Annotated in this window: 25 protein-coding genes and 1 riboswitch; of the genes, 19 read left to right on the forward strand and 6 right to left on the reverse strand. The window is 69.7% G+C overall.

Annotated features, from left to right (window positions below; all coding sequences use genetic code 11):
* The first annotated feature begins 211 nt into the window (after positions 1 to 211).
* Positions 212 to 1522, forward strand: a complete 1311-nt coding sequence (locus tag MSG_RS08815) for an EspA/EspE family type VII secretion system effector (RefSeq protein WP_096438862.1) — start codon at positions 212 to 214, stop codon at positions 1520 to 1522.
* A 47-nt stretch (positions 1523 to 1569) separates the two neighbouring features.
* Positions 1570 to 1884 (forward strand): type VII secretion target, encoded by a 315-nt coding sequence (locus tag MSG_RS08820; RefSeq protein WP_096438864.1) that lies wholly within the window; start codon positions 1570 to 1572, stop codon positions 1882 to 1884.
* Between the two features lie 15 nt (positions 1885 to 1899).
* On the opposite strand, the gene MSG_RS08825 is transcribed toward MSG_RS08820, so the two are convergent.
* Complete coding sequence (locus tag MSG_RS08825; protein ID WP_096438866.1) at positions 1900 to 2772, reverse strand: SAM-dependent methyltransferase; 873 nt, start codon at positions 2770 to 2772, stop codon at positions 1900 to 1902.
* Between the two features lie 86 nt (positions 2773 to 2858).
* Positions 2859 to 3173 carry a putative quinol monooxygenase gene (locus MSG_RS08830; protein ID WP_096438868.1) on the reverse strand — a complete coding sequence of 105 codons (315 nt, stop codon included), beginning with the start codon at positions 3171 to 3173 and terminating at the stop codon, positions 2859 to 2861.
* Between the two features lie 168 nt (positions 3174 to 3341).
* Between MSG_RS08830 and MSG_RS08835 the strand changes: the two genes are divergently transcribed.
* Entirely contained in the window at positions 3342 to 5849 is a 2508-nt protein-coding gene (locus tag MSG_RS08835) for a DNA translocase FtsK (protein WP_096438870.1), read from the forward strand.
* Between the two features lie 96 nt (positions 5850 to 5945).
* On the opposite strand, the gene MSG_RS08840 is transcribed toward MSG_RS08835, so the two are convergent.
* Positions 5946 to 6473 carry an amino-acid N-acetyltransferase gene (locus MSG_RS08840; RefSeq protein ID WP_096438872.1) on the reverse strand — a complete coding sequence of 176 codons (528 nt, stop codon included), beginning with the start codon at positions 6471 to 6473 and terminating at the stop codon, positions 5946 to 5948.
* An 84-nt stretch (positions 6474 to 6557) separates the two neighbouring features.
* On the opposite strand from MSG_RS08840, the gene pgsA reads away from it, so the two are divergent.
* The 4 genes from pgsA (at position 6558) to pspM (ending at position 9395) form a co-directional block, all read left to right on the forward strand.
* The gene (pgsA, locus tag MSG_RS08845; RefSeq protein ID WP_181159143.1) at positions 6558 to 7121 is read left to right on the forward strand and encodes a CDP-diacylglycerol--glycerol-3-phosphate 3-phosphatidyltransferase; all 564 of its coding nucleotides are present in this window, start codon (positions 6558 to 6560) and stop codon (positions 7119 to 7121) included.
* Between the two features lie 98 nt (positions 7122 to 7219).
* A complete protein-coding gene (gene clgR, locus MSG_RS08850) occupies positions 7220 to 7558 on the forward strand; it encodes a transcriptional regulator ClgR (RefSeq protein WP_096438874.1) in 339 nt (112 codons plus the stop codon).
* 172 nt (positions 7559 to 7730) lie between these two features.
* Positions 7731 to 8558 (forward strand): phage shock protein PspA, encoded by an 828-nt coding sequence (gene pspA, locus MSG_RS08855; RefSeq protein ID WP_096438876.1) that lies wholly within the window; start codon positions 7731 to 7733, stop codon positions 8556 to 8558.
* Positions 8559 to 8576: 18 nt separating this feature from the next.
* Positions 8577 to 9395, forward strand: coding sequence for a phage shock envelope stress response protein PspM (gene pspM / locus MSG_RS08860; RefSeq protein WP_096438878.1), 819 nt, complete (start codon positions 8577 to 8579; stop codon positions 9393 to 9395).
* 31 nt (positions 9396 to 9426) lie between these two features.
* On the opposite strand, the gene MSG_RS08865 is transcribed toward pspM, so the two are convergent.
* Entirely contained in the window at positions 9427 to 9858 is a 432-nt protein-coding gene (locus MSG_RS08865) for a limonene-1,2-epoxide hydrolase family protein (RefSeq protein WP_096438880.1), read from the reverse strand.
* Positions 9859 to 9910: 52 nt separating this feature from the next.
* On the opposite strand from MSG_RS08865, the gene MSG_RS08870 reads away from it, so the two are divergent.
* Complete coding sequence (locus tag MSG_RS08870) at positions 9911 to 11077, forward strand: glycosyltransferase (RefSeq protein ID WP_096438882.1); 1167 nt, start codon at positions 9911 to 9913, stop codon at positions 11075 to 11077.
* 21 nt (positions 11078 to 11098) lie between these two features.
* A complete protein-coding gene (locus MSG_RS08875; RefSeq protein ID WP_408632018.1) occupies positions 11099 to 11293 on the forward strand; it encodes a DUF3046 domain-containing protein in 195 nt (64 codons plus the stop codon).
* A gap of 25 nt (positions 11294 to 11318) precedes the next feature.
* Here the strand turns inward: MSG_RS08875 and MSG_RS08880 are convergent, their stop codons facing one another.
* Positions 11319 to 11999: a (2Fe-2S)-binding protein gene (locus MSG_RS08880; RefSeq protein ID WP_096438886.1), complete on the reverse strand. Its 681-nt coding sequence runs from the start codon at positions 11997 to 11999 to the stop codon at positions 11319 to 11321.
* Positions 12000 to 12043: 44 nt separating this feature from the next.
* Positions 12044 to 12165: riboswitch (cobalamin riboswitch) on the reverse strand.
* Between the two features lie 167 nt (positions 12166 to 12332).
* Between MSG_RS08880 and recA the strand changes: the two genes are divergently transcribed.
* From recA to MSG_RS08900, 4 genes are read left to right on the forward strand one after another with little or no spacing between them, the layout of a single operon-like run.
* Positions 12333 to 13385: a recombinase RecA gene (recA, locus tag MSG_RS08885; protein ID WP_096438888.1), complete on the forward strand. Its 1053-nt coding sequence runs from the start codon at positions 12333 to 12335 to the stop codon at positions 13383 to 13385.
* Positions 13351 to 13872, forward strand: coding sequence for a recombination regulator RecX (gene recX, locus MSG_RS08890; RefSeq protein WP_096438890.1), 522 nt, complete (start codon positions 13351 to 13353; stop codon positions 13870 to 13872). The genes recA and recX overlap by 35 nt, the downstream gene beginning before the upstream one ends.
* 44 nt (positions 13873 to 13916) lie before the next feature.
* Positions 13917 to 15452 carry a tRNA (N6-isopentenyl adenosine(37)-C2)-methylthiotransferase MiaB gene (miaB, locus tag MSG_RS08895; RefSeq protein WP_096438892.1) on the forward strand — a complete coding sequence of 512 codons (1536 nt, stop codon included), beginning with the start codon at positions 13917 to 13919 and terminating at the stop codon, positions 15450 to 15452.
* The gene (locus tag MSG_RS08900) at positions 15440 to 16066 is read left to right on the forward strand and encodes an Rv2732c family membrane protein (protein ID WP_232011197.1); all 627 of its coding nucleotides are present in this window, start codon (positions 15440 to 15442) and stop codon (positions 16064 to 16066) included. The genes miaB and MSG_RS08900 overlap by 13 nt, the downstream gene beginning before the upstream one ends.
* Here MSG_RS08900 and MSG_RS08905 read toward each other — a convergent pair.
* Complete coding sequence (locus tag MSG_RS08905) at positions 16063 to 17418, reverse strand: DUF349 domain-containing protein (protein WP_096438894.1); 1356 nt, start codon at positions 17416 to 17418, stop codon at positions 16063 to 16065. The two genes, MSG_RS08900 and MSG_RS08905, sit on opposite strands and share 4 nt — an antisense overlap.
* A 351-nt stretch (positions 17419 to 17769) precedes the next feature.
* Here MSG_RS08905 and MSG_RS25540 point away from each other — a divergent pair, with 351 nt between their 5' ends.
* From MSG_RS25540 to hflX, 6 genes are all read left to right on the forward strand, one after another.
* The gene (locus MSG_RS25540) at positions 17770 to 17892 is read left to right on the forward strand and encodes a hypothetical protein (RefSeq protein ID WP_232011198.1); all 123 of its coding nucleotides are present in this window, start codon (positions 17770 to 17772) and stop codon (positions 17890 to 17892) included.
* Between the two features lie 483 nt (positions 17893 to 18375).
* Positions 18376 to 19338, forward strand: coding sequence for a DMT family transporter (locus MSG_RS08910; protein ID WP_170063148.1), 963 nt, complete (start codon positions 18376 to 18378; stop codon positions 19336 to 19338).
* 30 nt (positions 19339 to 19368) lie between these two features.
* Positions 19369 to 20058 carry a class III extradiol ring-cleavage dioxygenase family protein gene (locus MSG_RS08915; protein WP_096438896.1) on the forward strand — a complete coding sequence of 230 codons (690 nt, stop codon included), beginning with the start codon at positions 19369 to 19371 and terminating at the stop codon, positions 20056 to 20058.
* On the forward strand, positions 20055 to 21014 hold the full coding sequence (gene miaA / locus MSG_RS08920; RefSeq protein WP_096438898.1) for a tRNA (adenosine(37)-N6)-dimethylallyltransferase MiaA: 960 nt from the start codon (positions 20055 to 20057) through the stop codon (positions 21012 to 21014). Before MSG_RS08915 ends, miaA begins: the two co-directional genes overlap by 4 nt.
* Positions 21015 to 21018: 4 nt before the next feature.
* The gene (dapF, locus tag MSG_RS08925) at positions 21019 to 21888 is read left to right on the forward strand and encodes a diaminopimelate epimerase (RefSeq protein WP_096444257.1); all 870 of its coding nucleotides are present in this window, start codon (positions 21019 to 21021) and stop codon (positions 21886 to 21888) included.
* Positions 21889 to 21937: 49 nt separating this feature from the next.
* Positions 21938 to 23386 carry a GTPase HflX gene (hflX, locus tag MSG_RS08930; protein WP_096438900.1) on the forward strand — a complete coding sequence of 483 codons (1449 nt, stop codon included), beginning with the start codon at positions 21938 to 21940 and terminating at the stop codon, positions 23384 to 23386.
* Positions 23387 to 23429: the final 43 nt, after the last annotated feature.

A 23429-nucleotide genomic window follows, 5' to 3' on the forward strand; every position in this document is an offset into this window, starting at 1 on the left:
ATCCGCTCCGAATGCACGTGTTTGCCTCGTGTTTTTTGAGTGAATCCAATTTTCAGTTGCAATTGGTGCGCCGAAAATTGGTGCGCTGACCCCACGGCGAGCGGTGTTACGTTGCGTATACGCAACTGTTGCTTAGGTGCAATGCTGCCAGTAAGTGTGAAGGGAATCTCCTATGTCGATCTTTGCTTCTGCCGCCAGGTGCATCGCCGGCTTGGCCAACCTGGGTCAACAAGGCGCCGGCTTGGGCCTCGATTTCAGTGGCTGGAGCGGCTCCGATCCGGGCGCTGAAGGCTATGCGGCGACGGCAACCAATACCGCCGCCGACCTCGGGTCCTTCGGGGCTGCGATCGGCGGCAAGGTGATGTCTCGGTACATCAAGAACATGCCTCAGGACGATCTGATCCGGCTGGAGGCCCGGATGGGCGGCCAAAAGGGCGTCAACGAATTCACCAAAGCGGCCAGCATCATCTCCTGGACCATCACCACCGTCCAGCTTTTGCAGCTGACGACCGGATTCGGGACGCCCTATGACGGTGCTTCCCTGCAAACCGGTTCGCAGCAATTCACTTCACTGGCCGAGCAGCTGAAGTCCGCGCTTCCCGACACCGGTTGGGAGGGTGAGGCTTCGGAAGCCTATGCCGGCCTGGACACAACACTGCAGACCGTGGCGCAGAAAATGGCCGATCTGGATAGCCAGCTGGCGGCCCTGGTGAAAAACCAGGGCGAGTGGGTCACCCATATGCAATTGGCTTTCGGCATATTGAACGACCTCCTCGCCACGGCTCTCATCATCGAGTTGATTCTCACGTTGGCGGTGCCGGCCCCGGCCGGCCCCGCGGTGGCGAAAGCCTTCGCAATCACGGTTGCGAGTTTGGGGATTTCGGCTGCCGTGGGCTTCCTGGGGACTTTGCTCGGCTATTCGATCGAGAACGGCAAAAAGGCAGATGCGTTGGCCGATAGCTACGCGCAGCTGGTCGCGGGGATTGTTCAAAACGATTCGGTCGCTCAGGCGAAAGTCGCCGTCGCGGGCCAGTCCACGGTGTCGAGTTTCGAGGCCGTCTCGGCCGGCCTGTCCGGACCATCCGCCATTGCCGGGCCGCCGACAGCCGCGCCGCGGACCGACGCAGCCAACGATCGCGCGGCGCAACGCGTGCAGCGTGACGCCGAGGTGGGCGGAGCTGACCCTCGCGGCGCCGCGGCACCCGAATACGCGTCCTCGTCCGCACCCACGGGCGCCATGCCCACGCTGGTTCAGGCCGCCGCAATGTCCGGGCAGGCCACGAACCTGTCCGGCCGGGTGTCCCGGCCCGAAAGCCTGGTCAACCAGGCCAGGGCGCAGGTTCACCAGCTTGCCCAAGGGGACCCGCAGGAAGAAAATGCGGTGCCCGCCGGCGAGGTCCGCACCGACGAGGGTGCGGGGACGAGTCTGGCGGCACACGGAACCGAGCGTGCACCCATCGGGGCGGCGCCGACGGGTGCCGCACCAGCAGACCAGGTGGGCCCGTTTCAGCGCAGCGCGTGATTCGTTGCCGACCAACGTGATTCAGCAGTATTTAAGGAGAAGCAACCATGGCTGACCTAGTCGTCACACCAGAACACCTCGACACATTGGCGACGAAACAAGACCAAGCGGCCACCCAGGCCACGACCGCGGCATCGGCGGGCTCCAATGTGGAAGTCGCCACCTGGGTCACCCACGGCGTCGTCAGCGGGGCGTCCAATGTGGCCTTCACCAAAGCCGCGGCCGCGCGGAAGAAGACCGCCGACGCGATGAGCAAGGCGTCGACCGAGCTCGCCGGCAAACTGCGCACCGCGAAAGCCGTCTACGGAAGCGCCGACGACGAAGCGGGCGAGAACATCGACCGACAGCTCCTCGATCGCTGATCACATCGCAGCGCGCTAAACCTTCTCGGCGTAGGCCGACCATTCGAGCTGCGACGCCTTGAGTTTGCGACCGGTGGGCTCGACATAACGCTGCATCAGTTCGTCGGGCCCGGCCTGCTCGATCAGTCGCCAGCCGTAGTCGGCGATAAAACCGGCGACCTCGTCGGGCTCTAAACCAAAGTGCCACAACTGCTTTCGCTGGCGGACATTGCGATACAACGTCCGCGTGCCGTAGCGATTCTTCCCGTCGATGAAATCGCGGCGTACGTAGGTGAACACCAGCCGGCTGCCCGGCGCGGCGGCCCGCAGCCCCTCCAGCGTCCGCCGCACACCGCCCTCGGTGAGGTATTGGGTCACGCCCTCGCAGATGAAGAAGCCGCGGTAATCGGCGTGATAGCCGTGCTCGGCCAACGCCGTCAACAGGTCGTCGTGCTCGAAGTCCAGCGCCACCAACCGAACCGACAGGGGCGGGCCGCCGAGCACCCGACGCACCGTCTTGGCCTTGCGGGCGATGTTGACCGGCAGGTCGACCTCGAACACCGGGATGCGTACGTGCCGATTTAGTAGGTAGGCGCGGGTGTCCAGGCCGGCGCCCAGGATGACAACGGCGTTGATGTCGTCGAGTGCCTCGCTGACCTTGTCGGCGATGAGCCGCTTGCGGCAGGCCAGATTCGCCCACAGTCCGGGGCCCGTCCACTCCGATCCGCGCACCAGCAGGCGGCGGATCGGCGCCACCCGGGTCGCGGCGACCAGCCAGCGCAGCGGCGCCGGCAGGAACAGGTCGGCGAGGTCGTCGTCAAGCAGCCGGCGCCCCGGTGGCTCGTTCTGCTCGACGGCGGCCAGCACCATCGGGCCAAAGGCGGTCTGAGCGGCGGGATTACGGGCCATGCGCGGCTAGGTGTTCAGAAAACCCGCGTCGACGGGCGGGGTGACGCTGGTGATCAGGGCGACCCGGCCCTCCAGCGGCCGGTCGGTCACCGGCGAATTTGGCCTTTGTCCGGGTCGCCCGCGGGCACCGGCTGCAGCAGTTTGATGTCCGGGGCCCCGGCCAGGTGCTCGCCGGCGGCGGTGAACAACTTGGCCACCGCGGGAGCGCTGCTGTGCGCCTTGAGTGCCTCCTCGTCGGCCCACTGCTCGACGAAGACGAAGGTCTCGCCCGATTCGTGCACCGCATACACCTGGCAGCCGGGCTCGGTGTGCACCTCCTCGGCCGCGGTCTTGAGGATGTCGCGGACCGCGTCAACCGATTCGGGTTTGACGGTCAAGGTGGCGACGACGACAACGGGCATGCGGGTGCCTCCTGGCAGCTCAAGTGGTAGTTGACGGCGTGAGGTTCATCACCCGCCAAATCACATCAGCCACCCTACTGCGGCGCCGAGCGGGCCAGTCGGGCGCGTCCGGCGGTCGCCAGTGTGGCGGATGGTGCAGATGATGTATTTGCGACTACCCTTGCCATCATGCCCAGTAAGACCGCCGCCCGCTCCGGAACCCGAACGAGCAGGTCAAAAGCCCCTTCGCGGTCCAGCAAGTCGCGCGGTGCGAGGCCGGCACCACCCCGCAAGCGGCCGAGCAGGGCCGCCAAGCGGCGTCATCAGTCGCTGCTGGTCGCCACCGGGGTGACGTGTGGCCGCGCGCTGCGTGCCACCTGGCTGATGGCGGCCCGCGGTACCGGGGGCGCGGCGCGGTCTATCGGACGGGCCCGTGACCTCGAACCCGGCCACCGTCGGGACGGCGTCGCGCTGGTGCTGCTCGCTCTCGCGGTGGTGGTGGCGGCCGGCTCCTGGTTCCACGCCGCCCGGCCCGTCGGGGCGTGGGTCGACGTGGTGCTGCGGACGTTCATCGGCGCAGGCGTCCTGGCGCTTCCCGTGGTGCTCGCGGCGGTCGCGGTGCTGCTGATGCGGACCGAACCCAACCCCGAGGCGCGGCCCCGGCTGATCCTGGGCGCTACCATGATCGGTCTGTCCTGCCTGGGCCTGCGGCACCTGTGGTCGGGCTCGCCGCAGGACCCCGAATTGCGCCGTCGCGCCGCGGGCTTTATCGGATTTGCCATCGGCGGCCCGTTGTCGGACGGGCTGACCCCGTGGATCGCCGCGCCGCTGCTGTTCATCGGGTTCATGTTCGGCCTGCTGCTGCTGACCGGCACCACCATCCGTGAGCTGCCCCAGGCGATGCGGGTCATGTTCAACACCCGGTTCGTCGACGAGGTCTACGACTACGACGACTACGACCCCTATCGAGACGACGCCGACGACTTCGAGGACGACACGCCTCGCCCCGACGTCCCCGACGTGAGCGAGGACAAGGCGCCCCCGGCCTGGCCGCCGGTCGAGGAAGTTCCGGCCTCGCCAGACGACCCGTTCGACGAGGCACCCACCATCCCGGAGCCGACCGCGCGCAGCCGGCGCCGCGTGGCCAAGAAGCCGCAGACCCCGATCGTCGACCGGGTCGTCGAGGGGCCCTACCACCTGCCGTCGCTGGATCTGCTGGTCGCGGGCGACCCGCCCAAGAAGCGCAGCGCGGCCAACACCCAGATGGCCGACGCCATCAGCGAGGTGCTGACCCAGTTCAAGGTGGACGCCGCCGTCACCGGCTGCACCCGTGGGCCGACCGTCACGCGCTACGAGGTCGAGCTGGGGCCGGGCGTCAAGGTCGAGAAGATCACGGCGCTGCAGAAGAACATCGCCTACGCCGTGGCCACCGAGAGCGTGCGCATGCTGGCGCCGATCCCGGGCAAGTCGGCCGTCGGAATCGAGGTGCCCAACACCGACCGCGAAATGGTGCGGCTGGCCGACGTGCTGACCGCGCCGGAGACCCGCCGCGACCACCACCCGCTGGTGATCGGGCTGGGCAAGGACATCGAGGGCGACTTCATCTCGGCCAACCTGGCCAAGATGCCGCACCTGCTGGTCGCCGGCTCCACCGGATCGGGTAAGTCCAGCTTCGTCAACTCGATGCTGGTGTCGCTGCTGACCCGGGCCACTCCCGAAGAGGTCCGGATGATCCTGATCGACCCGAAGATGGTGGAGCTGACGCCGTACGAGGGCATTCCGCATCTGATCACCCCGATCATCACCCAGCCCAAGAAGGCGGCGGCCGCGCTGGCGTGGCTGGTCGAGGAGATGGAACAGCGCTACCAGGACATGCAGGCCTCCCGGGTGCGCCACATCGACGATTTCAACGCCAAGGTGCGCTCCGGCGCCATCACCGCGCCGCTGGGCAGCCAGCGCGAATACCGGCCGTACCCCTACGTCGTCGCCATCGTCGACGAGCTGGCCGACCTGATGATGACCGCCCCGCGCGACGTCGAGGACGCCATCGTGCGGATCACCCAGAAGGCCCGGGCCGCGGGCATTCACCTGGTGCTGGCGACCCAGCGCCCGTCCGTCGACGTCGTCACCGGCCTGATCAAGACCAACGTGCCCTCCCGGCTGGCGTTCGCCACGTCGTCGCTGACCGACAGCCGGGTGATCCTGGACCAGCAGGGCGCCGAGAAGCTGATCGGGATGGGCGACGGCCTGTTCTTGCCGATGGGCGCCAACAAGCCGCTGCGGCTGCAGGGCGCCTACATCACCGACGACGAGATCCAGGCTGTTGTCGGGGCGTGCAAAGAGCAGGCTGAACCGGAGTACACCGAGGGCGTCACCACCGCGAAGCCCACCAACGAACGCACCGACGTCGACCCCGACATCGGCGACGACATGGACGTGTTCCTGCAGGCCGTCGAGCTGGTGGTGTCCAGCCAGTTCGGCTCCACGTCGATGTTGCAGCGCAAGCTGCGCGTCGGCTTCGCCAAGGCGGGCCGGCTGATGGACCTGATGGAGACGCGCGGCATTGTCGGGCCGTCCGAGGGCTCCAAGGCACGCGAGGTGCTGGTCAAGCCCGACGAGCTGGCCGGGACGCTGGCACTGATCCGCGGCGGCGCCAGCGCCGACGGATCCGACGACGGTGGCGGCGGCGAGGAATAGATCTTCCGCTGGATCTTCCGCCGAACGTGTACGCACTGCGAGAAATCGGCCCAGATCCCGCGCTAAGTGCACGTTCGGTGGCTCGGCGGCCCGCCGTCAGAGGTGCAGCAGCATCCGGGTGTTGCCGAGGATGTTGGGCTTGACGTAGCTGAGGTCCAGGAACTCCGCGACGCCGATGTCGTAGGAGCGGCACATCTCCTCGAACACCTCGGCGGTGACGGGCGTGCCCTCGATCTCGGTGAAGCCGTGCTTGCCGAAGAAGTCGGTCTCGAAAGTCAGCACGAAGATCCGCTCCAGCTGCAGCTCGCGCGCGACCTCGAGCAGACGCGTGACGATCGAGTGGCCGATGCCGTGCCCGGTCGCCACCGGGTCGACCGCGACGGTGCGGATCTCGCCCAGATCCGACCAGAACACGTGCAGCGCGCCGCAACCGACCACCGTGCCCGGCTGCTCCGGGTGCTCGGCCACCCAGAACTCCTGGACGGCCTCGTACAGCGTCACCAGCGCCTTTTCCAGCAGGATCTTGCCCGCGTAGGTGTCGACGAGGTGCTTGATCGTGGGGACGTCGGACGTCCGCGCGCGCCGGACCACCACCGGCCGCTTCTCCCGTGCGCTTTCGGTCACGGTTTAACAGTATTGACATCAGCGACGGGTGCGCTGGTCAACCGTTATTCTGTTGCCGTGTGGGGGCAGCTGCCGACAGGTCCTGTGGCAGGGCGCGTCCGCATCGCCAACCTTGCGAACATCCTGACTTTAATGCGGCTGGTGCTGGTCCCGATTTTCCTGCTGGCGCTGTTCGCCGGGGGTGGCCACCAAACCGCTTGGCGTGTCATTGCTTTCGTGATTTTCGCGGTGGCCTGCATCACCGACCGGCTGGACGGGCTGCTGGCCCGCAACTACGGGATGGCGACCGAATTCGGCGCCTTCGTCGATCCGATCGCGGACAAGATGCTGATCGGATCGGCCCTGGTCGGGCTGTCGATGCTGGGGGACCTGCCGTGGTGGGTCACGGTGCTGATCCTGATCCGTGAGGTCGGGGTCACGATGCTGCGACTGGCGGTGATCCGCCGCGGCGTCATCCCGGCGAGCTGGGGCGGGAAGCTCAAAACGTTCGTCCAGGCGGTGGCGATCGGCTTGTTCGTGCTGCCGCTGTCCGGGCCGTTCCTGGTGGCGGCGTCGGTGGTGATGGCCGCCGCGATCCTGCTCACGGTGGTCACCGGCCTGGACTACGTGGCCTCCACGATCCGGGAGGTGCGGCGCACGCCCAACTGATCCGTCCAGGCCGGGAACCAACGACGGCGTCGCCTGCGTTTACCTAGTGGCGGCGCCACTGCGGCGCCGAAAGCGTGACCTGACCGAAGGAGAGCGGGATGTCGCCATTGGTGCGGGAGGTCATCGGCGATGTGCTGCGCCGGGCCCGGACGTCGCAAGGCCGGACGCTGCGCGAGGTGTCGGACGCGGCGCGGGTGAGTCTGGGTTACCTCTCGGAAGTGGAGCGCGGCCGCAAGGAGCCCTCCAGTGAGTTGCTCAACTCGATCTGCGACGCCCTGGACGTCGCGCTCTCGACAGTCCTCATCGACGCCGGTCAGCAGATGGCCGGCGAGGAACGTGCTGCTCACAGTGCGGTCCCGAGCACGCCCGGTGCTGCGGGCGTCGACGCGCGCATCAAGGTCGTCATCCCACCGGTGGCGTCGCTGGCGGTGGCCTGAATCCAGGCGACGCGGGCCGGCCGGATCCCGCCTCAGGTGGGAGCAGTGGCGAGCGATCCGATTCGCTGCCAGGGGTGGGGTGATCGACACGGACCCGATAAATTGGGCGGCAAGGTGAGCGCTGGGGCCTAACCGGGCCCCGGTCATCGAGAAACGAAGGTGGAGCTAAGTCATGGCCAATCCGTTCGTCAAAGCGTGGAAATACGTCATGGCGCTGTTCAACGCGAAGATTGACGAGCACGCCGACCCCAAAGTCCAGATTCAGCAGGCCATCGAGGAAGCCCAGCGTGCGCATCAGGCGCTCACCCAGCAGGCGGCGCAGGTGATCGGCAACCAGCGGCAGCTGGAGATGCGGCTCAACCGGCAGCTGGCCGACATCGAGAAGCTGCAGGTCAACGTGCGTCAGGCGCTGACGCTGGCCGATCAGGCCACCGGCGCCGGCGATACGGCCAAGGCCACCGAGTACAACAACGCCGCCGAGGCGTTCGCGGCGCAGCTGGTCACCGCCGAGCAGAGCGTGGAAGACCTCAAGACCCTGCACGACCAGGCGCTGGCCGCCGCCGCCCAGGCGAAAAAGGCCGTCGAGCAGAACTCGATGGTGCTGCAGCAGAAGATCGCCGAGCGCACCAAGCTGCTCAGCCAGCTCGAGCAGGCGAAGATGCAGGAGCAGGTCAGCGCGTCGTTGCGGTCGATGAGCGAGATCGCCGCCCCGGGCAACACCCCGAGCCTCGACGAGGTCCGCGACAAGATCGAACGCCGCTACGCCAACGCCATCGGCTCCGCCGAACTCGCGCAGGGCTCGGTGCAGGGCCGCATGCTCGAGGTCGAGCAGGCCAGCGTGCAGATGGCCGGGCACTCCCGGCTGGAGCAGATCCGCGCCTCGATGCGCGGCGAGGCCCTGCCGACGGGCGGGACCGCGACGCCGGGGGCGGCCCCCGCCGCGCCCGCGCCCGCCGAAGCCACCGGGGGGCCTGTCGCCGAGAAGCCGATTGGTCAATAGCTCGGTGGCCGGGGCGGCATGGCGGTGAACGTGAGTCAGCGCGAGCCGTGGCGCACGCTGCTGCATCGGGGCCTAGAGGCCGCCGCCGACGCCTCGGACCTGGTTGGCCGCAAGATTCGTGCCGCCGCTGATCCGCGCGCGCGGCTGCTGCGCCGGCGTCGGCGCGCGCTGCGCTGGGGCTTGTTGTCGGCCGCGGTGTGTGTGTTCTGGGCGGCGGTCACCGCGTTGCTGGCGGCCTGGGGCTGGTTCGCGTTGCTGCTGGAGATCACCGGCGCGATCGCGGTCGTGATGGCCATCCCGGCGACGCTGCTGCTGTTTCGCTATCGGTCGCTGCGAGCCGAGCCGCTGCCACCGCAGCGACCGGCCAACGGCCGCCGGCTGCCGCCGCCCGGTTCGGCCGCGCGTCCGGCGATGTATGCCCTGGGCGCCTCCGAGCGGGGCTTCTTCTCGCTGCTCGGCGTCATCGAGCGCGGGGCCATGCTGCCGCCGGCCGAGATCGGCGATCTGACCGCCGCGGCGCAGCGGACTTCGGCGGCGATGGCCGCCAACGCCGCCGAGGTGGTGTCGATGGAGCGCGCGGCGCACGCCGCGGAGTCCTCGCGCGCGTACCTGGTCCCCACGATCAACGCGCTCACCTCGCAGCTGAGTGCCGGCGTCCGGCAGTACAACGAAATGGTCACTGCCGCAGCGCAATTGGTTTCCTCGGCGAACGGCAACGGCGATGCGGGGCTGGTGGCCGCGCATCAGCGCTATCGCGCCGAGCTGGTGCAGGCCACCGATCGGCTGATCGGCTGGGCGCAGGCGTTCGACGAACTCGGCGGGTTGCCGCGCGGTTAGCGACCCGGCGGGCGCGGCCGGCGCCGTGGTGTCAGAACGACGGCTTCAGCGACGGCAGCACCAGCGCCACCAGCCCACGGGCGGTCGCCTTGAGCATGTCGTAGAAGTCGAAATAGTCGCGCCACAACGTGATTCGACCGTTGTGCACTTCGAAGACGCCGCAGACCCAAAACTGCAGCCGCAGCGGGCCGAAGATCAGCGCATCGCTGCGCTCGGTGAGTACCGCGGCGCCGTCGGCGGCGATGCGGTGGATCTTCACCTCGAATGCGGCGCGGCCCTCCATCTGACGGAACAGCTTGATGGCGCGGGCGCGGCCACGAATCGTCGGCAGCCCGACGTTCTCGTAGACGAGGTCGTCGTCCAGTGCGGCGTCCGCGGCGTCGTAGTCGCCGTCCTGCAGGGCGTTCAGGAAACCCTCGACGACGCGCGTGTTCCCCACGGTGGCCCCAGTCAGTTCGGTCATGGGTGCCAGCGTAGGCGAGCCCGCCGGCCCGGGGCTATGGCAAGGTAGCCGGATGCGCGTCGCGGTGATCGCCGGGCCGGATCCCGGGCACTCGTTTCCCGCGATCGCGCTGTGCCAACGCTTTCGGACTGCCGGCGACGCGCCGACCCTGTTCACCGGCACCGAATGGCTCGACACGGCCCGGGCTGCCGGCATCGATGCCGTGGAACTCGACGGGCTGGCCGCCACCGACGAGGACCGCGACGCCGGGGCCCGGATTCACCGCCGGGCCGCGCGGATGGCCGTGCTCAACGTGCCGGCGCTGCGCGACCTCGCGCCCGAGTTGGTGGTCTCCGACGTCATCACCGCGGGCGGCGGTATGGCCGCCGAGCTGCTGGGGATCCCATGGATCGAGCTGACCCCGTCTCCGCTGTACCTGCCGTCCAAGGGGCTGCCGCCGATCGGCAGCGGCCTGGCGCCGGGCACCGGAATCGGCGGTCGGCTGCGCGATGCCGCGATGCGGGCGATGACCGCCCGCTCCTGGCGCGCCGGGCTGCGCCAGCGATCCGACGCCCGCGTGGCGATCGGGCTGCCGGCCCGCGACCCCGGCCCGTTGCGGCGGCTGATCGCCACGCTGCCCGCGCTGGAGGTCCCGCGCCCGGACTGGCCGGCCGAGGCCGTCGTGGTGGGCCCGCTGCATTTCGAGCCGACGAATCGGGTGCTGGACATTCCCGCCGGCTCCGGGCCGGTCGTGGTGATCGCGCCCTCGACCGCGCTGATCGGGACGCAGGATCTCGCCGAGGTCGCGCTGCGGTGCCTGACGCCGGGGGAGACGTTGCCCGCGGGGGCGCGGGTGGTGGTGTCGCGCCTGGGCGGGGCGGAGCTGAGCGTACCGCCCTGGGCGGTGGTCGGGCTGGGTCGCCAGGACGACCTGTTGGCGCACGCCGACGTGGCGATCTGCGGCGGCGGCCACGGCATGGTGGCCAAGTCGCTGCTGGCCGGGGTGCCGTTGGTCGTGGTTCCCGGTGGCGGCGACCAGTGGGAGATCGCCAATCGGGTGGCGCGCCAGGGCAGCGGGCGGTTGATCCGCCCGTTGACCGCCGACGCGTTGGTGGCCGCGGTCAACGACGTGCTGTCGACGCCCGGCTACGGGCTGGCGGCGCGGGCGGCCGCCGCCGGCAGCGTCGGCGTCGCCGACCCGGTGTGGGTGTGCCATGAAGCGCTCGCCCTGGCGGGCTAGCGGCTCGGTATCTTGGCTGGCGTGCGGCTGACGGAGTTCAACGAGCGGGTGGTGTTGCGCTTCGGCGCGGCTTACGGCGCATCGGTGTTGGTCGATCACGTGCTCAGCGGCTTCGGCGGCCGGACCGCGGCCGAGGCGATCGAGGCGGGCGTCGAACCCCGCGACGTCTGGCGGGCGTTGTGCGCCGACTTCGACGTGCCCCGCGACCAATGGTGAGCGGCTGTCCCGTCGGCCCGGGTGCTCACCGCCGGCTCGACCGCGGCGCCCGGCGGAACACGCAGTCGCCGCAGACGGATCGCCCGGGCAGGCGATAGAACAGGCAGCAGCTCTCGCGCGCGAAGCCCAGGTGTGAGTCGGTCAGCACGCCGGACCCGGCCAGCACGCCGGTCTCCAGCAGGGAGTCGGTCATCTCGACGATGCGGGCGCGCAGGTCGGGCCGCGCCGCCAGCAGCGCTCGCGACGCGCCGACGAGCGCGGAGGCGATGTTGCCCGCCAGCAGGGCCGGCGCCAGCTTGACCCGCAGCCCGTCGGCGAACGGCCGCATGTGTTGGTGCACCACGATCCGGTACAACGACCTCGCCGAGACCTCGGCATCGGGCGCTGCGACGGGTTCGGGCATGCGCAGCTGGGCCCCGTCGTCGGCGCGTTGCAGGTCGCGCAGGTCGGGGACGACGCCGTGGGCCAGGGCGCACGCCAGCACCGGCGACCAGAGCCGGCTGGCATGGCCGAGATGAACCAGCGAGGCGCCGATCCGCAGGTCCGTCGTGTGATAGCGCCTGGCGGTGGCGTCGATCAGATCGGCGAAGCCGTCGGCGTAGTCCTGGCGGACCGGGTGCCACCCCGTCGCGCCGCAACCGTTCACGGTCAACGCGAAAAAGCCTTTGTAGGAAGAGATTTCGGCTAGTTCGCCGGAAATTTCCATGCTGGCGCGACCACCCCTCTCCGGGGAAATCCGCCCCGGTGTCGATTGAGGAGGCGCCGACGGTGAGTATCTGGCTCTCGGGATGTGACCGATCACAGTGGCGGGACCGCACCGGATTCGCACCGGTTTCCTCGGCTCTTGCGGGCCCGTCGACGCCTTTTCGATAGCCGATATTGCCACACGCCCGCCGTGCGGCGTGTCGAACGTAAATCGAACAGGTGTTCGTCTACTGTGTTGATCACTCGAGGAGTGACGACTTGTCGGTAGCCAGCTCTAGTGTCACGGCCAACCGACCGATACCGGTCAGCGCAACACCGACTACAGGAGAGAACCATGGCGCAAGCCCCCGACCGTGAGAAGGCCCTCGAACTGGCGATGTCCCAGATCGAGAAGAGTTACGGCAAAGGCTCGGTGATGCGTCTCGGCGACGAGACGCGGCAGCCGATCTCGATCATCCCGACTGGATCCATCGCACTGGACGTGGCCCTGGGCATCGGCGGCCTGCCTCGCGGCCGGGTCGTGGAGATCTACGGTCCGGAGTCCTCGGGTAAGACCACCGTCGCCCTGCACGCGGTGGCCAATGCCCAGGCGGCCGGCGGCGTCGCGGCCTTCATCGACGCCGAGCACGCCCTGGATCCCGATTACGCCAAGAAGCTCGGCGTCGACACCGATTCCCTGCTGGTCAGCCAGCCCGACACCGGTGAGCAGGCCCTCGAGATCGCCGACATGCTGATCCGCTCCGGCGCCCTGGACATCCTGGTCATCGACTCGGTGGCCGCACTGGTGCCGCGCGCGGAGCTCGAGGGCGAGATGGGGGACAGCCACGTCGGGCTGCAGGCCCGGCTGATGAGCCAGGCGCTGCGGAAAATGACCGGCGCGCTGAACAACTCGGGAACCACGGCGATCTTCATCAACCAGCTCCGGGAAAAGATCGGCGTGATGTTCGGCAGTCCCGAAACCACCACGGGTGGCAAGGCTTTGAAGTTCTACGCGTCGGTGCGCATGGATGTGCGCCGGATTGAGACGCTCAAGGACGGCACCGACGCGGTCGGCAACCGCACCCGGGTCAAGGTCGTCAAGAACAAGGTGGCGCCGCCGTTCAAGCAGGCCGAGTTCGACATCCTCTACGGCCGCGGCATCAGCCGGGAGGGCTCGTTGATCGACATGGGGGTGGATCAGGGCTTCATCCGTAAGGCCGGCTCCTGGTTCACCTACGAGGGCGAACAGCTCGGCCAGGGTAAGGAGAACGTCCGAAACTTCTTGGTGGAGAACGCCGACATCGCCAACGAGATCGAGAAGAAGATCAAGGAAAAGCTCGGCATTGGGGCCGTGGTGACCGATGACTTGTCCGATGACGGCGTCCTGCCAGCCCCCGTCGACTTCTGAGCCCTCCCGCGAAGAGCAGGCGCGGGCACTGTGCCTGCGCCTGCTCACCGCGAGGTCGCGCACCCGGGCCGAATTGCAGGGCCAGCTGACCAGACGCGGATATCCCGACGATGTCAGCGCCGCGGTACTCGACCGGCTGGCCGCCGTCGGGCTGGTAGATGACGCCGACTTCGCCGAGCAGTGGGTGCGATCCCGACGGGTCAAGGCGGGAAAAAGCCGGCGCGTGTTGGCCGCCGAGCTGCGCACCAAGGGCGTCGACCACGAGGTGATCAGCACCGCGCTGGCCGGGATCGATCCCGGCGCCGAGCGGGACCGGGCCGAGGAGCTGGTGCGGTCCAAGCTGAGGCGCGAGACCCTGAGCGACGATGACACGCGGATCAGCCGCCGGCTGGTCGGAATGCTGGCCCGCCGCGGCTACAGCCAGAACCTGGCATGCGAGGTCGTCTTCGCCGAACTGAGCGCCGAACGCGAACGCAGGCGCGTCTAGCTGGGGGTTGATCCCACAGGTCCCGGTCGCCGTACCATGGCCCCGTGACTTCGACAGTGGCGCCAGACGCCGGACCTGCGGCTGTGCCCGGTCCGGGATCGGTGCGCACCTATCAGGTCCGCACCTATGGCTGCCAGATGAACGTCCACGACTCCGAGCGGTTGGCCGGCCTGCTCGAGGCGGCCGGTTACACGCGCGCGCCCGACGGCTCGGATTTTGGAGACGCCGACGTCGTGGTCTTCAACACCTGCGCTGTCCGGGAAAACGCCGACAACAAGCTGTACGGCAACCTCAGCCACCTGGCTCCGCGCAAGCGGGACGATCCCGACATGCAGATCGCGGTCGGCGGCTGCCTGGCCCAAAAGGACCGGGAAGCCTTGCTGCGCAAGGCCCCGTGGGTCGACGTCGTCTTCGGTACGCACAACATCGGCTCGCTGCCCACGCTGCTCGACCGCGCCCGGCACAACAAGGTTGCCCAGGTCGAAATCGCCGAGGCGCTGCAGGAGTTCCCGTCGTCGCTGCCCAGCGCCCGCGAATCCGCCTATGCCGCATGGGTTTCGGTCTCCGTTGGCTGCAACAACAGCTGCACCTTCTGCATCGTGCCGTCGCTGCGCGGAAAGGAGGTCGATCGCAGCCCGTCCGACATCCTGGCCGAAGTCCGGTCTCTGGTCGACGACGGCGTGCTCGAGGTGACGCTGCTCGGCCAGAACGTCAACGCCTACGGCGTCTCGTTCGCCGATCCCGCGCTGCCCCGGGATCGCGGCGCCTTCGCCAAGCTGCTGCGGTCCTGCGGCGAAATCGACTCACTCGAGCGGGTGCGGTTCACCTCGCCGCACCCGGCCGAGTTCACCGACGACGTCATCGAGGCGATGGCGCAGACGCCGAATGTCTGCCCGGCCCTGCACATGCCGCTGCAGTCCGGTTCCGACCGGATGCTGCGGGCGATGCGGCGGTCCTATCGCGCCGAACGCTACCTGGGCATCATCGACCGGGTCCGGGCGGCGATGCCGCACGCGGCGATCACCACTGACCTCATCGTCGGCTTCCCCGGCGAGACCGAAGAGGATTTCGCGCAGACCCTCGACGTGGTCCGCCAGGCCCGGTTCGCCGCCGCATTCACCTTCCAGTACTCCAAGCGTCCCGGCACCCCGGCCGCAGAGCTCGACGGGCAGCTGCCGAAAGCCGTTGTACAGGAACGCTATCTGCGCCTGCTGGAGCTGCAGGAGCAGATCTCGCTGGACGGAAACCGCGCGCTGATCGGGCAGACCGTCGAGCTGCTGGTCGCTACCGGCGAGGGACGCAAGGACGCGCGCACCGCGCGCATGAGCGGGCGCGCCCGCGACGGCCGGCTGGTGCACTTCGCCGCCGACACGCCCGTGCGGCCCGGTGACATCATCACCACCGCGGTCACCGGGGCCGCGCCGCATCATCTGCTCGCCGACGCCGGAGTCCTGACCCACCGCCGCACCCGCGCCGGCGACGCGCACGCCGCCGGGCAGCGACCGCGCGGCGTCGGGCTGGGCATGCCCGGCATCGGGCCCGCCGCCGAACCCGCCGAATCCCTGGGATGTGCCCGATGAAGAAGGAACGCAACGAAATCGACGCGCTGCGCGCTGAGATCGAAGCCGCCGAACGCCGTGTCGCACGCGAAATCGATCCCGGCATCCGGGGATTCGTCGTTGCGATCCTGGTCTTCGTGCTGATCGGATCGTTCGTTCTGCCCCACACCGGTAGCGTGCGTGGCTGGGACGTGCTGTTCAGCAGCCACGGCGCCGGCGCCGCCGCGCTGGCCCTGCCGTCCCGCGTCTTCGCGTGGTTGGCGCTGGTGTTCGGCGTGGGTTTCTCGATGCTGGCCTTGACGACGCGACGCTGGTCGCTGGCGTGGATCGCGCTGGCGGGTTCGGCGCTGGCGAGCGTGACGGGCCTGCTGGCCGTGTGGTCACGCCAGACCGTGGCCGTCGGTCATCCCGGTCCCGGGGTGGGGTTGATCGTGGCGTGGATCGCGGTGATCCTGTTGACCTTTCACTGGGCCCGCGTCGTGTGGTCGCGCACCCTCGTGCAACTGGCGGCCGAGGAGGAGCGGCGCCGCGTCGCCATGCAGCAGCAGCACCGGACTTTGCTGGACACCCTGGGCGCCGACGGCAGCGACGGCACGGAAGCCCAGCCGCCGGCCGATCAACCCGACGGCCGCTAGCGCTTCAGCGCCTGAGCGGCGGCGTCCGCCCACTGCCGCCATTGCTGGGCATTGGCCTGTGCCTCTTCGGCCTCCTTGGTCCGGCCGGCCGCGGCCGCCTTGCGGGCCTGCTGCTCGAAGTGCTCGGCACGGGTCGCGAACTGTTCGGCCCGCGCCTGCGCCTCGGGATCCGCCCAATTGGCCTCGCCGGCGTCGCGCACCCGCTTCTCGACGGCCCGCAGCCGCCGCTCCAGCTCCGCCGACCGCTCCCGGGGCACCTTGCCGATCGCATCCCACTTGTCGGCGATCGAGCGCAGCGCCGCCCGGGCGGCCTCGTGATTGCTGGTGTCGATCTTCTCGGCCTCGGCCAGCAGCGCCTCCTTGGCGGTGGCGTTGGCCGCAAACTCGGCGTCCTTCTCGGCGGTCACCGCGTTGCGGGCGGTGAAAAACGTGTCCTGAGCGGCCTTGAACCGTCGCCACAGGGCGTCGTCGATCTCGCGGGACGTGCGTCCGGCACCCTTCCACTCGGTCAGCAGCCTGCGGAATTCGGCGCTGGTCGCGGCCCAGTCGGTCGAGTTGGACAATTCCTCGGCGCGCTCGCACAGCCGTTCCTTGGACTGCTTGACCGTGGAACGCTCGCGGTCCAGCTCGGCGAAGTGCGATCCGCGCCGCCGGTTGAACGATTCCCGGGCCGCCGAATAGCGCTTCCACAGCGCGTCGTCGACCTTGCGATCCAGACCGGAGATGGTCTTCCACTCGTCGAGAATCTCGCGCAGCCGATCGCCGGCCGTCTTCCACTGCGTGGCGTTCGCGGCCAGCTCCTCGGCCTCGGCGGCCAGCGCCTCCTTGCGCGCGGTCTGCGCGGCCCGCTGCTCGTCGCGACGGGAGCGGTCCGCGGCCACCGCGGCACCGGCCTGGTCGACCAGGCTCGTCAACCGGGCCGCGAGCGCGTCGATGTCGCCCAGCACCAACGCCGTCGGCAACGTTTCGGCCAGCGCCGACGCTTGGGCCCTGATCTTGCGGGCGTCACCGCTTCCCGAGGCTAGGCGCTCCTCCATCAGCGTGACTTCGGTGCTCAGGTCGTCGAACCGCCTGCCGAAGTGAGCGAATGCGGCTTCGGTGTCGCCGGCCTGCCACGAGCCGACGACGCGTTCGCCGGCCGAGCTGATCAGCCACACCGTGCCGTCGGGGTCGACACGACCGAACTGGTGGGGATTGCTGCGCGGTGCTGCCGGCACGGGTTGAGCACCGGGTCGCGCGCCCGGGCCCTGCGGCCGGGGACCGGGGCGGGGTCCCGGGCGTGGGACCGGCCTGGAAATCGGATCCTGTGACGACCCGGCCGGGTCGTCGTGGCCAGGTTCGTTGGCTGTCATGCGCTCGTCACCACTTGTTACACCCTTTCGCGCGTCGCTATCCCGCGCACCTGCCGCGCGCAGCGGCGCCCATACGGTCGGGAGGTGGGCCGCGGCTGCCCGCGATCGCCCACTGCTCCGCCACCGATTCCAACAGTATTCAAGCAGCTTGGTAAAGCCGGATGCGGAAACCTTGTCGTCGCCGTCCGGACAGCCGGATGTGAAAAGGTGGATACCGCCAGGTTGCCTGCTATCAATTGCCCTCGACAGCGTGGAGAAAACCGCACCTGGACCAGGCGGACGCGCTGAACCGCGGTCGGCCGGTTCATCTGGGAGCAGTCGGCGTTTGGGGCCGGGGCACTGACCGCGTCGATGCCGGCGGCGGCGGTGTCCCCGTTTCTGGTCGCGGCTTTGCTGACCGTCATCGTTCTCGGCGAGACGCTGAACGCGAGCCGGGCCGGGATGTCGCCCTGGGGGCGGCGGTCGTGGCGGTGACGGCGGCGACGATCGAGCTGGCGCGCGTCGACGCCGCGGCGACAGCCGAGCGGGTTGCGGGCCGGGGTGGCGGTCCCGCCCGAGCAGCCGGCGTAAGTGCTGCCGTCAGAGCGCCGTTTCCGGATCGGACGCCGAATCGCCCACCGGCGGATAACAGTTCGATTCCACCGTCGTTCGGGCCATATGACGGCATCGCCCGCCCCGGTACCGTAACGGTTACCGATGTTGTAGCTGTTACCTGTGGGACGAAATCGAGAGGCGGCCGCCCGCAACCTGTGACACCATTGAAGGCTGGCTCCGGTCCTGACGGTCGGTTCGCTGGATGACCCATAGGCGCGTCACAGCTTCGACATAGGTTCGTGGACTAGTTGTGGTGAATCGCGCGAAATTTTTGGCGCGGACCGTGCAAGCGGTCAGTAAACGGGTAGTGAATACCCGGTGCGGGCCCGGCTCGCCGACCGGACGTGGGGGAGGAGGTCGCAGATGACAAAAGCTGATGTTGCGGTTGTCCTCGCGCTGCTCGCCGCGTTCGCCTCGGCGATGGGCAACGTCGTCCGCCAGCGCTCGGCGCAGGAGATCACCGACAAAGAGGTCGGCCACCTGGAACTGTTCCGCATGTCGGTGCGCGACGCAAAGTGGTGGCTGGGCGCCCTCGGGGCGATCGCCAACTACGGCCTGCAGGCTGCGGCGCTGGCGCTGGGGTCGGTGATGATGGTCACGGCGCTGCAGGTGACGGCGCTGCTGTTTGCGCTGCCGATCTATGCACACATAACGGGGAACCGGGTGAGCCGCCGCGAGTGGACCTGGGCGATCCTGCTGGCCGCCGCCCTGGCGGTGGTGGTCACGGTCGGCGACCCGGACGCGGGCGCGTCGCGCGGCTCGGTGGCCACTTGGATGGTGGTGGCCCTGGTCATGGGCCCGGCTCTGGTGTTCTGTGTGGTGGGCGCCCGGATCTGGTCGGGTTCGGTGGCCGCGGTGCTGTTGGCGGTGGTCGCGGGTTCGTCGCTGGCGTTGTTCGCGGTGTTGACCAAGGCGGTCGTCGAGGTGGTCGGCGGCGGCCTCGGCGCCCTGCTCACCGCGCCGGAGTTCTACGTCTGGATCGCCGCGGCACTGGCCGGGATGATCTTCCAGCAGTCGTCGTTCCGCGCGGGTTCGCTGACCGCCTCGTTGCCGACGTCGGTGGTGGCCAAGCCGCTGGTCGGCGCGATCCTCGGGATGGCCGTGCTGGGCGAGACGCTGGACTGCCACGGGCCGTGGCGGCTGGTGCTCGCTGCGGGTGTCGTGGTGGTGGTCGTCGCGACCGTGGCGCTGGCCCGCGGCGAGGCCGCGAGCATGTCGCAAAGCTCCGAGCAGCCTGCACAACCGGTGGAGCTGCTGCCCGACGACCCTTCGGTTGACCTGCGCGACCCCGCCGGCTGCGTGCAGGCCCGCGGCCGGACCGCCTGACGCCGCTGACCCGTCGGTTAGTTTGGTGCCGTGCTGAGCGCCATCGCCATCGTCCCCTCGGCGCCGGTGCTGATTCCCGAACTTGCGGGAGCGGCCGCCGCCGAAATCGCCGACCTCACCGCCGCGGTGGTTGAGGCTGCCGCGGCGCTGCCGCCGCGCTGGATCGCCATCGGAACCGGCGCCGCCGACGCCGTCCTGGACCCCGACGCCGGCGGCACCTTCGCGGGCTTCGGCGCCGACGTGCGGGTGGGACTCTCGCCGCACGCCCTGGTGCAGGAGCCGGTCCCGCTGCCGCTGTGCGCGCTGATCGCCGCCTGGGTGCGCGGCCGGGCCCGGCCCGACGCCAGCGCGCAGGTTCGCGTCTACGCCGGCGACCGCGCGCCCGACACCGCGCTGGCGCTGGGCAGGCGGCTGCGCGCCGAGATCGAGCGGGAGGCGGACCCGGTCGGCGTGCTCGTCGTCGCCGACGGCGCCAACACCCTGACCCCGCCCGCGCCGGGCGGCTTCGACCCCGCCAACGCTGAGGCCCAGCAGGCGCTCGACGACGCGCTGGCCGACGGCGACCTCGCCGCGTTGACCGCGCTGCCCGCGCCGATCCTGGGGCGGGTCGCCTTCCAGGTGCTGGCCGGCCTGACCGAGCCGGGACCTCGATCGGCCAAGGAGTTCTACCGCGGCGCGCCCTACGGGGTGGGGTACTTTGCCGGCGCCTGGCAACCATGAGGCCGCTCGCGATCCTTGGGCCCACGGGCACCGGGAAGTCGCAGCTGGCGCTCGACGTCGCCGGACGGCTCACCGACGACGGCCTCGGTGCGGAAATCGTCAACGCCGACGCGATGCAGCTCTATCGCGGCATGGACATCGGGACCGCCAAGCTGCACGTCGCCGAGCGGCGCGGTATCCCGCATCACCAGCTCGACGTCCTCGACGTCACCGAGACCGCGACCGTCGCCCGCTACCAGCAGGCCGCCGCCGCGGACATCGAGGCGATCGCCGCCCGCGGCGCCGTCCCGATCGTGGTGGGCGGATCGATGCTCTACGTCCAATCGCTGCTCGACGACTGGACCTTTCCCGCAACCGACCCCCGGGTGCGCGCGCGCTGGGAGCAGCGGCTCGCCGAGGTCGGGGTGGGCGCGCTGCACGCCGAACTCGCGCGCCGCGACCCGGTGGCCGCCGCGGCGATCCTGCCCACCGACAGCCGCCGCACGGTGCGCGCGCTGGAGGTCGTCGAGCTGACCGGGCAGCCGTTCGCCGCGTCCGCGCCGCGCATCGGCACCCCGCGATGGGGCACCGCAATCGTCGGATTGGACTGTGAGACAACCATTCTCGACGAGCGATTGGCCGGGCGCACCGACGCGATGTTCGACCTTGGGCTGGTCGACGAGGTGCGGCAGCTGCTGAGGCGGGGCCTGCGCGAGGGGGTGACCGCTTCGCGCGCGCTGGGCTACGCGCAGGTGCTGGCGGCCCTGGACGCCGACCCCGATACCGACCCGGACGACGACCGGCTGCGCGAGGCGCGGGAGATGACGTTCGTCGGCACCCGGCGGTACGTGCGACGGCAGCGGTCGTGGTTTCGTCGCGACCACCGGGTGCACTGGCTCGACGTCGGGACGGGAACCGACGCCGACCGGGCCCGCCTTGCCGCGGCGGCCCTGGACGCGTGGCGGCAAGTACCCTGAACAGGTGATCTTCAGTAAGGGGCACGGCACCGAGAACGACTTCGTGCTGCTGCCCGACATCGAGTGTGGGATCGCCGTGTCCGCTTTGCGGGTGGCCACGCTCTGCGACCGGCGCCGCGGGTTGGGCGCCGACGGGGTGCTGCGGGTGACCACGGCGGGCGCCGCGCTGACCGCCGGTGTGCTCGATCGCCTGCCGGACGGCGTCGCCTCCGCCGACTGGTTCATGGACTACCGCAACGCCGACGGGTCGATCGCGCAGATGTGCGGCAACGGCGTGCGGGTGTTCGCGCACTACCTGCGGGCCAGCGGCATGGAGGCCCGCGACGAGTTCGTGGTCGGCTCGGTGGCCGGCCCGCGCCTGGTGGCGCTGCACCGCGTCGACGCGACCAGCGCCGACGTCACCGTCGACATGGGCAAGGCGAACCGGCTGGGCGGCGGCGAAGCCGTCGTCGGTGGCCGGCGATTCACCGGGCTGGCGGTCGACGTGGGCAATCCGCACCTGGCGTGCGTGGACGCGCGGCTGAGCGTCGACGAGCTCGAGGCCCTCGACGTAGGGGCGCCGGTGCAGTTCGACCCGGCGCAATTCCCGGATGGCGCCAACGTCGAAGTTCTCACCGCGGCGACCGGGGGAGTCGTGCACATGCGGGTGCACGAGCGCGGCGTGGGCGAAACCCGGTCCTGTGGCACCGGAACCGTCGCGGCCGCGGTGGCGGCGCTGGCCGACGCCGGCACCGACACCGGGACCCTGACCGTGCGGGTGCCGGGCGGCGAGGTCACCGTCACCGTCACCGATGCCACCAGCTACTTGCGGGGGCCCTCGGTGCTGGTGGCCCGCGGCGAAATCGCCGACGACTGGTGGAACGCCCTGCGGTGAATATTCTAGGTGCGCCGCGCCGCGTGACGTGCCACCATCGAAATTGGCTATGACGTATCCACATTCGCCCGAACCGGGCCTTCCCGACATCCCTGACGCTGCACCGAGCCTCGGTGAACTCGCCCTCGAAGATCGATCGGCGCTGCGCCGCGTCGCCGGGCTGTCGACCGAGCTCGCCGACGTCTCCGAGGTCGAGTACCGCCAGCTGCGGCTCGAGCGGGTCGTCCTGGTCGGCGTGTGGACTGAGGGCAGCGCCGCCGACAACCAGGCCAGCCTCGCCGAGCTGGCCGCGCTCGCCGAGACGGCCGGCTCGCAGGTGCTCGAGGGGCTCATCCAGCGCCGCGACAAGCCCGACCCGTCGACCTATATCGGCTCGGGCAAGGCGCAGGAACTGCGGGAAGTGGTCCTGGCGACCGGCGCCGACACGGTCATCTGTGACGGTGAGCTATCGCCCGCGCAGCTGACCGCGCTGGAGAAGGCCGTCAAGGTGAAGGTTATCGACCGCACCGCGCTGATCCTCGACATCTTCGCCCAGCACGCCACCAGCCGGGAGGGTAAGGCCCAGGTGTCGCTGGCCCAGATGGAATACATGCTGCCGCGGCTGCGCGGCTGGGGCGAGTCGATGTCGCGGCAGGCTGGTGGTCGCGCGGGTGGCAGCGGCGGCGGCGTGGGCCTGCGCGGCCCCGGTGAGACCAAGATCGAGACCGATCGCCGCCGCATCCGGGAGCGGATGGCCAAGCTGCGCCGCGAGATCAGGGAGATGAAGCAGGCCCGCGACACGCAGCGCAGTCGGCGGCTGCACAGCGACGTGCCGTCGGTTGCGATCGTCGGCTACACCAACGCCGGCAAGTCCAGCGTGCTCAACGCGCTGACCGGGGCTGGGGTGCTGGTGCAGGATGCGTTGTTCGCCACCCTGGAGCCGACCACTCGGCGCGCGGAGTTCGACCCCGACTCAAAAGGGTCCAGGCCCTTCCTGCTGACCGACACCGTCGGCTTCGTGCGCCACCTGCCGACGCAGCTCGTCGAGGCGTTCCGCTCCACGCTGGAGGAGGTCGTCGACGCCGACCTGCTGGTGCACGTCGTCGACGGGTCGGACGTCAACCCGCTGGCTCAGATCAACGCGGTCCGGCAGGTGATCTCCGAGGTCCAGGCGGACCACCACTCCGCTCCGCCGCCCGAACTGCTGGTCGTCAACAAGATCGACAAGGCCGGCGATCTCGCGCTAGCCAAGTTGCGCCACGCGCTTCCCGGGGCACTCTTCGTCTCGGCGCACACCGGTGAGGGCATCGACGCGTTGCGGCGGCGGATCGACGAGCTCGCCGTCGCGGCCGACACGGCCGTGGACGTCCTGATTCCGTATGACCGGGGAGATCTGGTGGCCCGGGTGCACGCTGACGGGCGTGTCCAGTCCGAGGAGCACGACGCGGTGGGCACCCGGCTGCGCGCCCGCGTCCCCGTGGCGCTGGCCGCCAGCCTGCGGGACTTCGCCGCCCGCTGATCCGGGGGCCCGGCGGGTGCACCGGGGCCGGCCCCACTGCCGA

Source organism: Mycobacterium shigaense, assembly GCF_002356315.1.
GTDB lineage: Bacteria > Actinomycetota > Actinomycetes > Mycobacteriales > Mycobacteriaceae > Mycobacterium > Mycobacterium shigaense.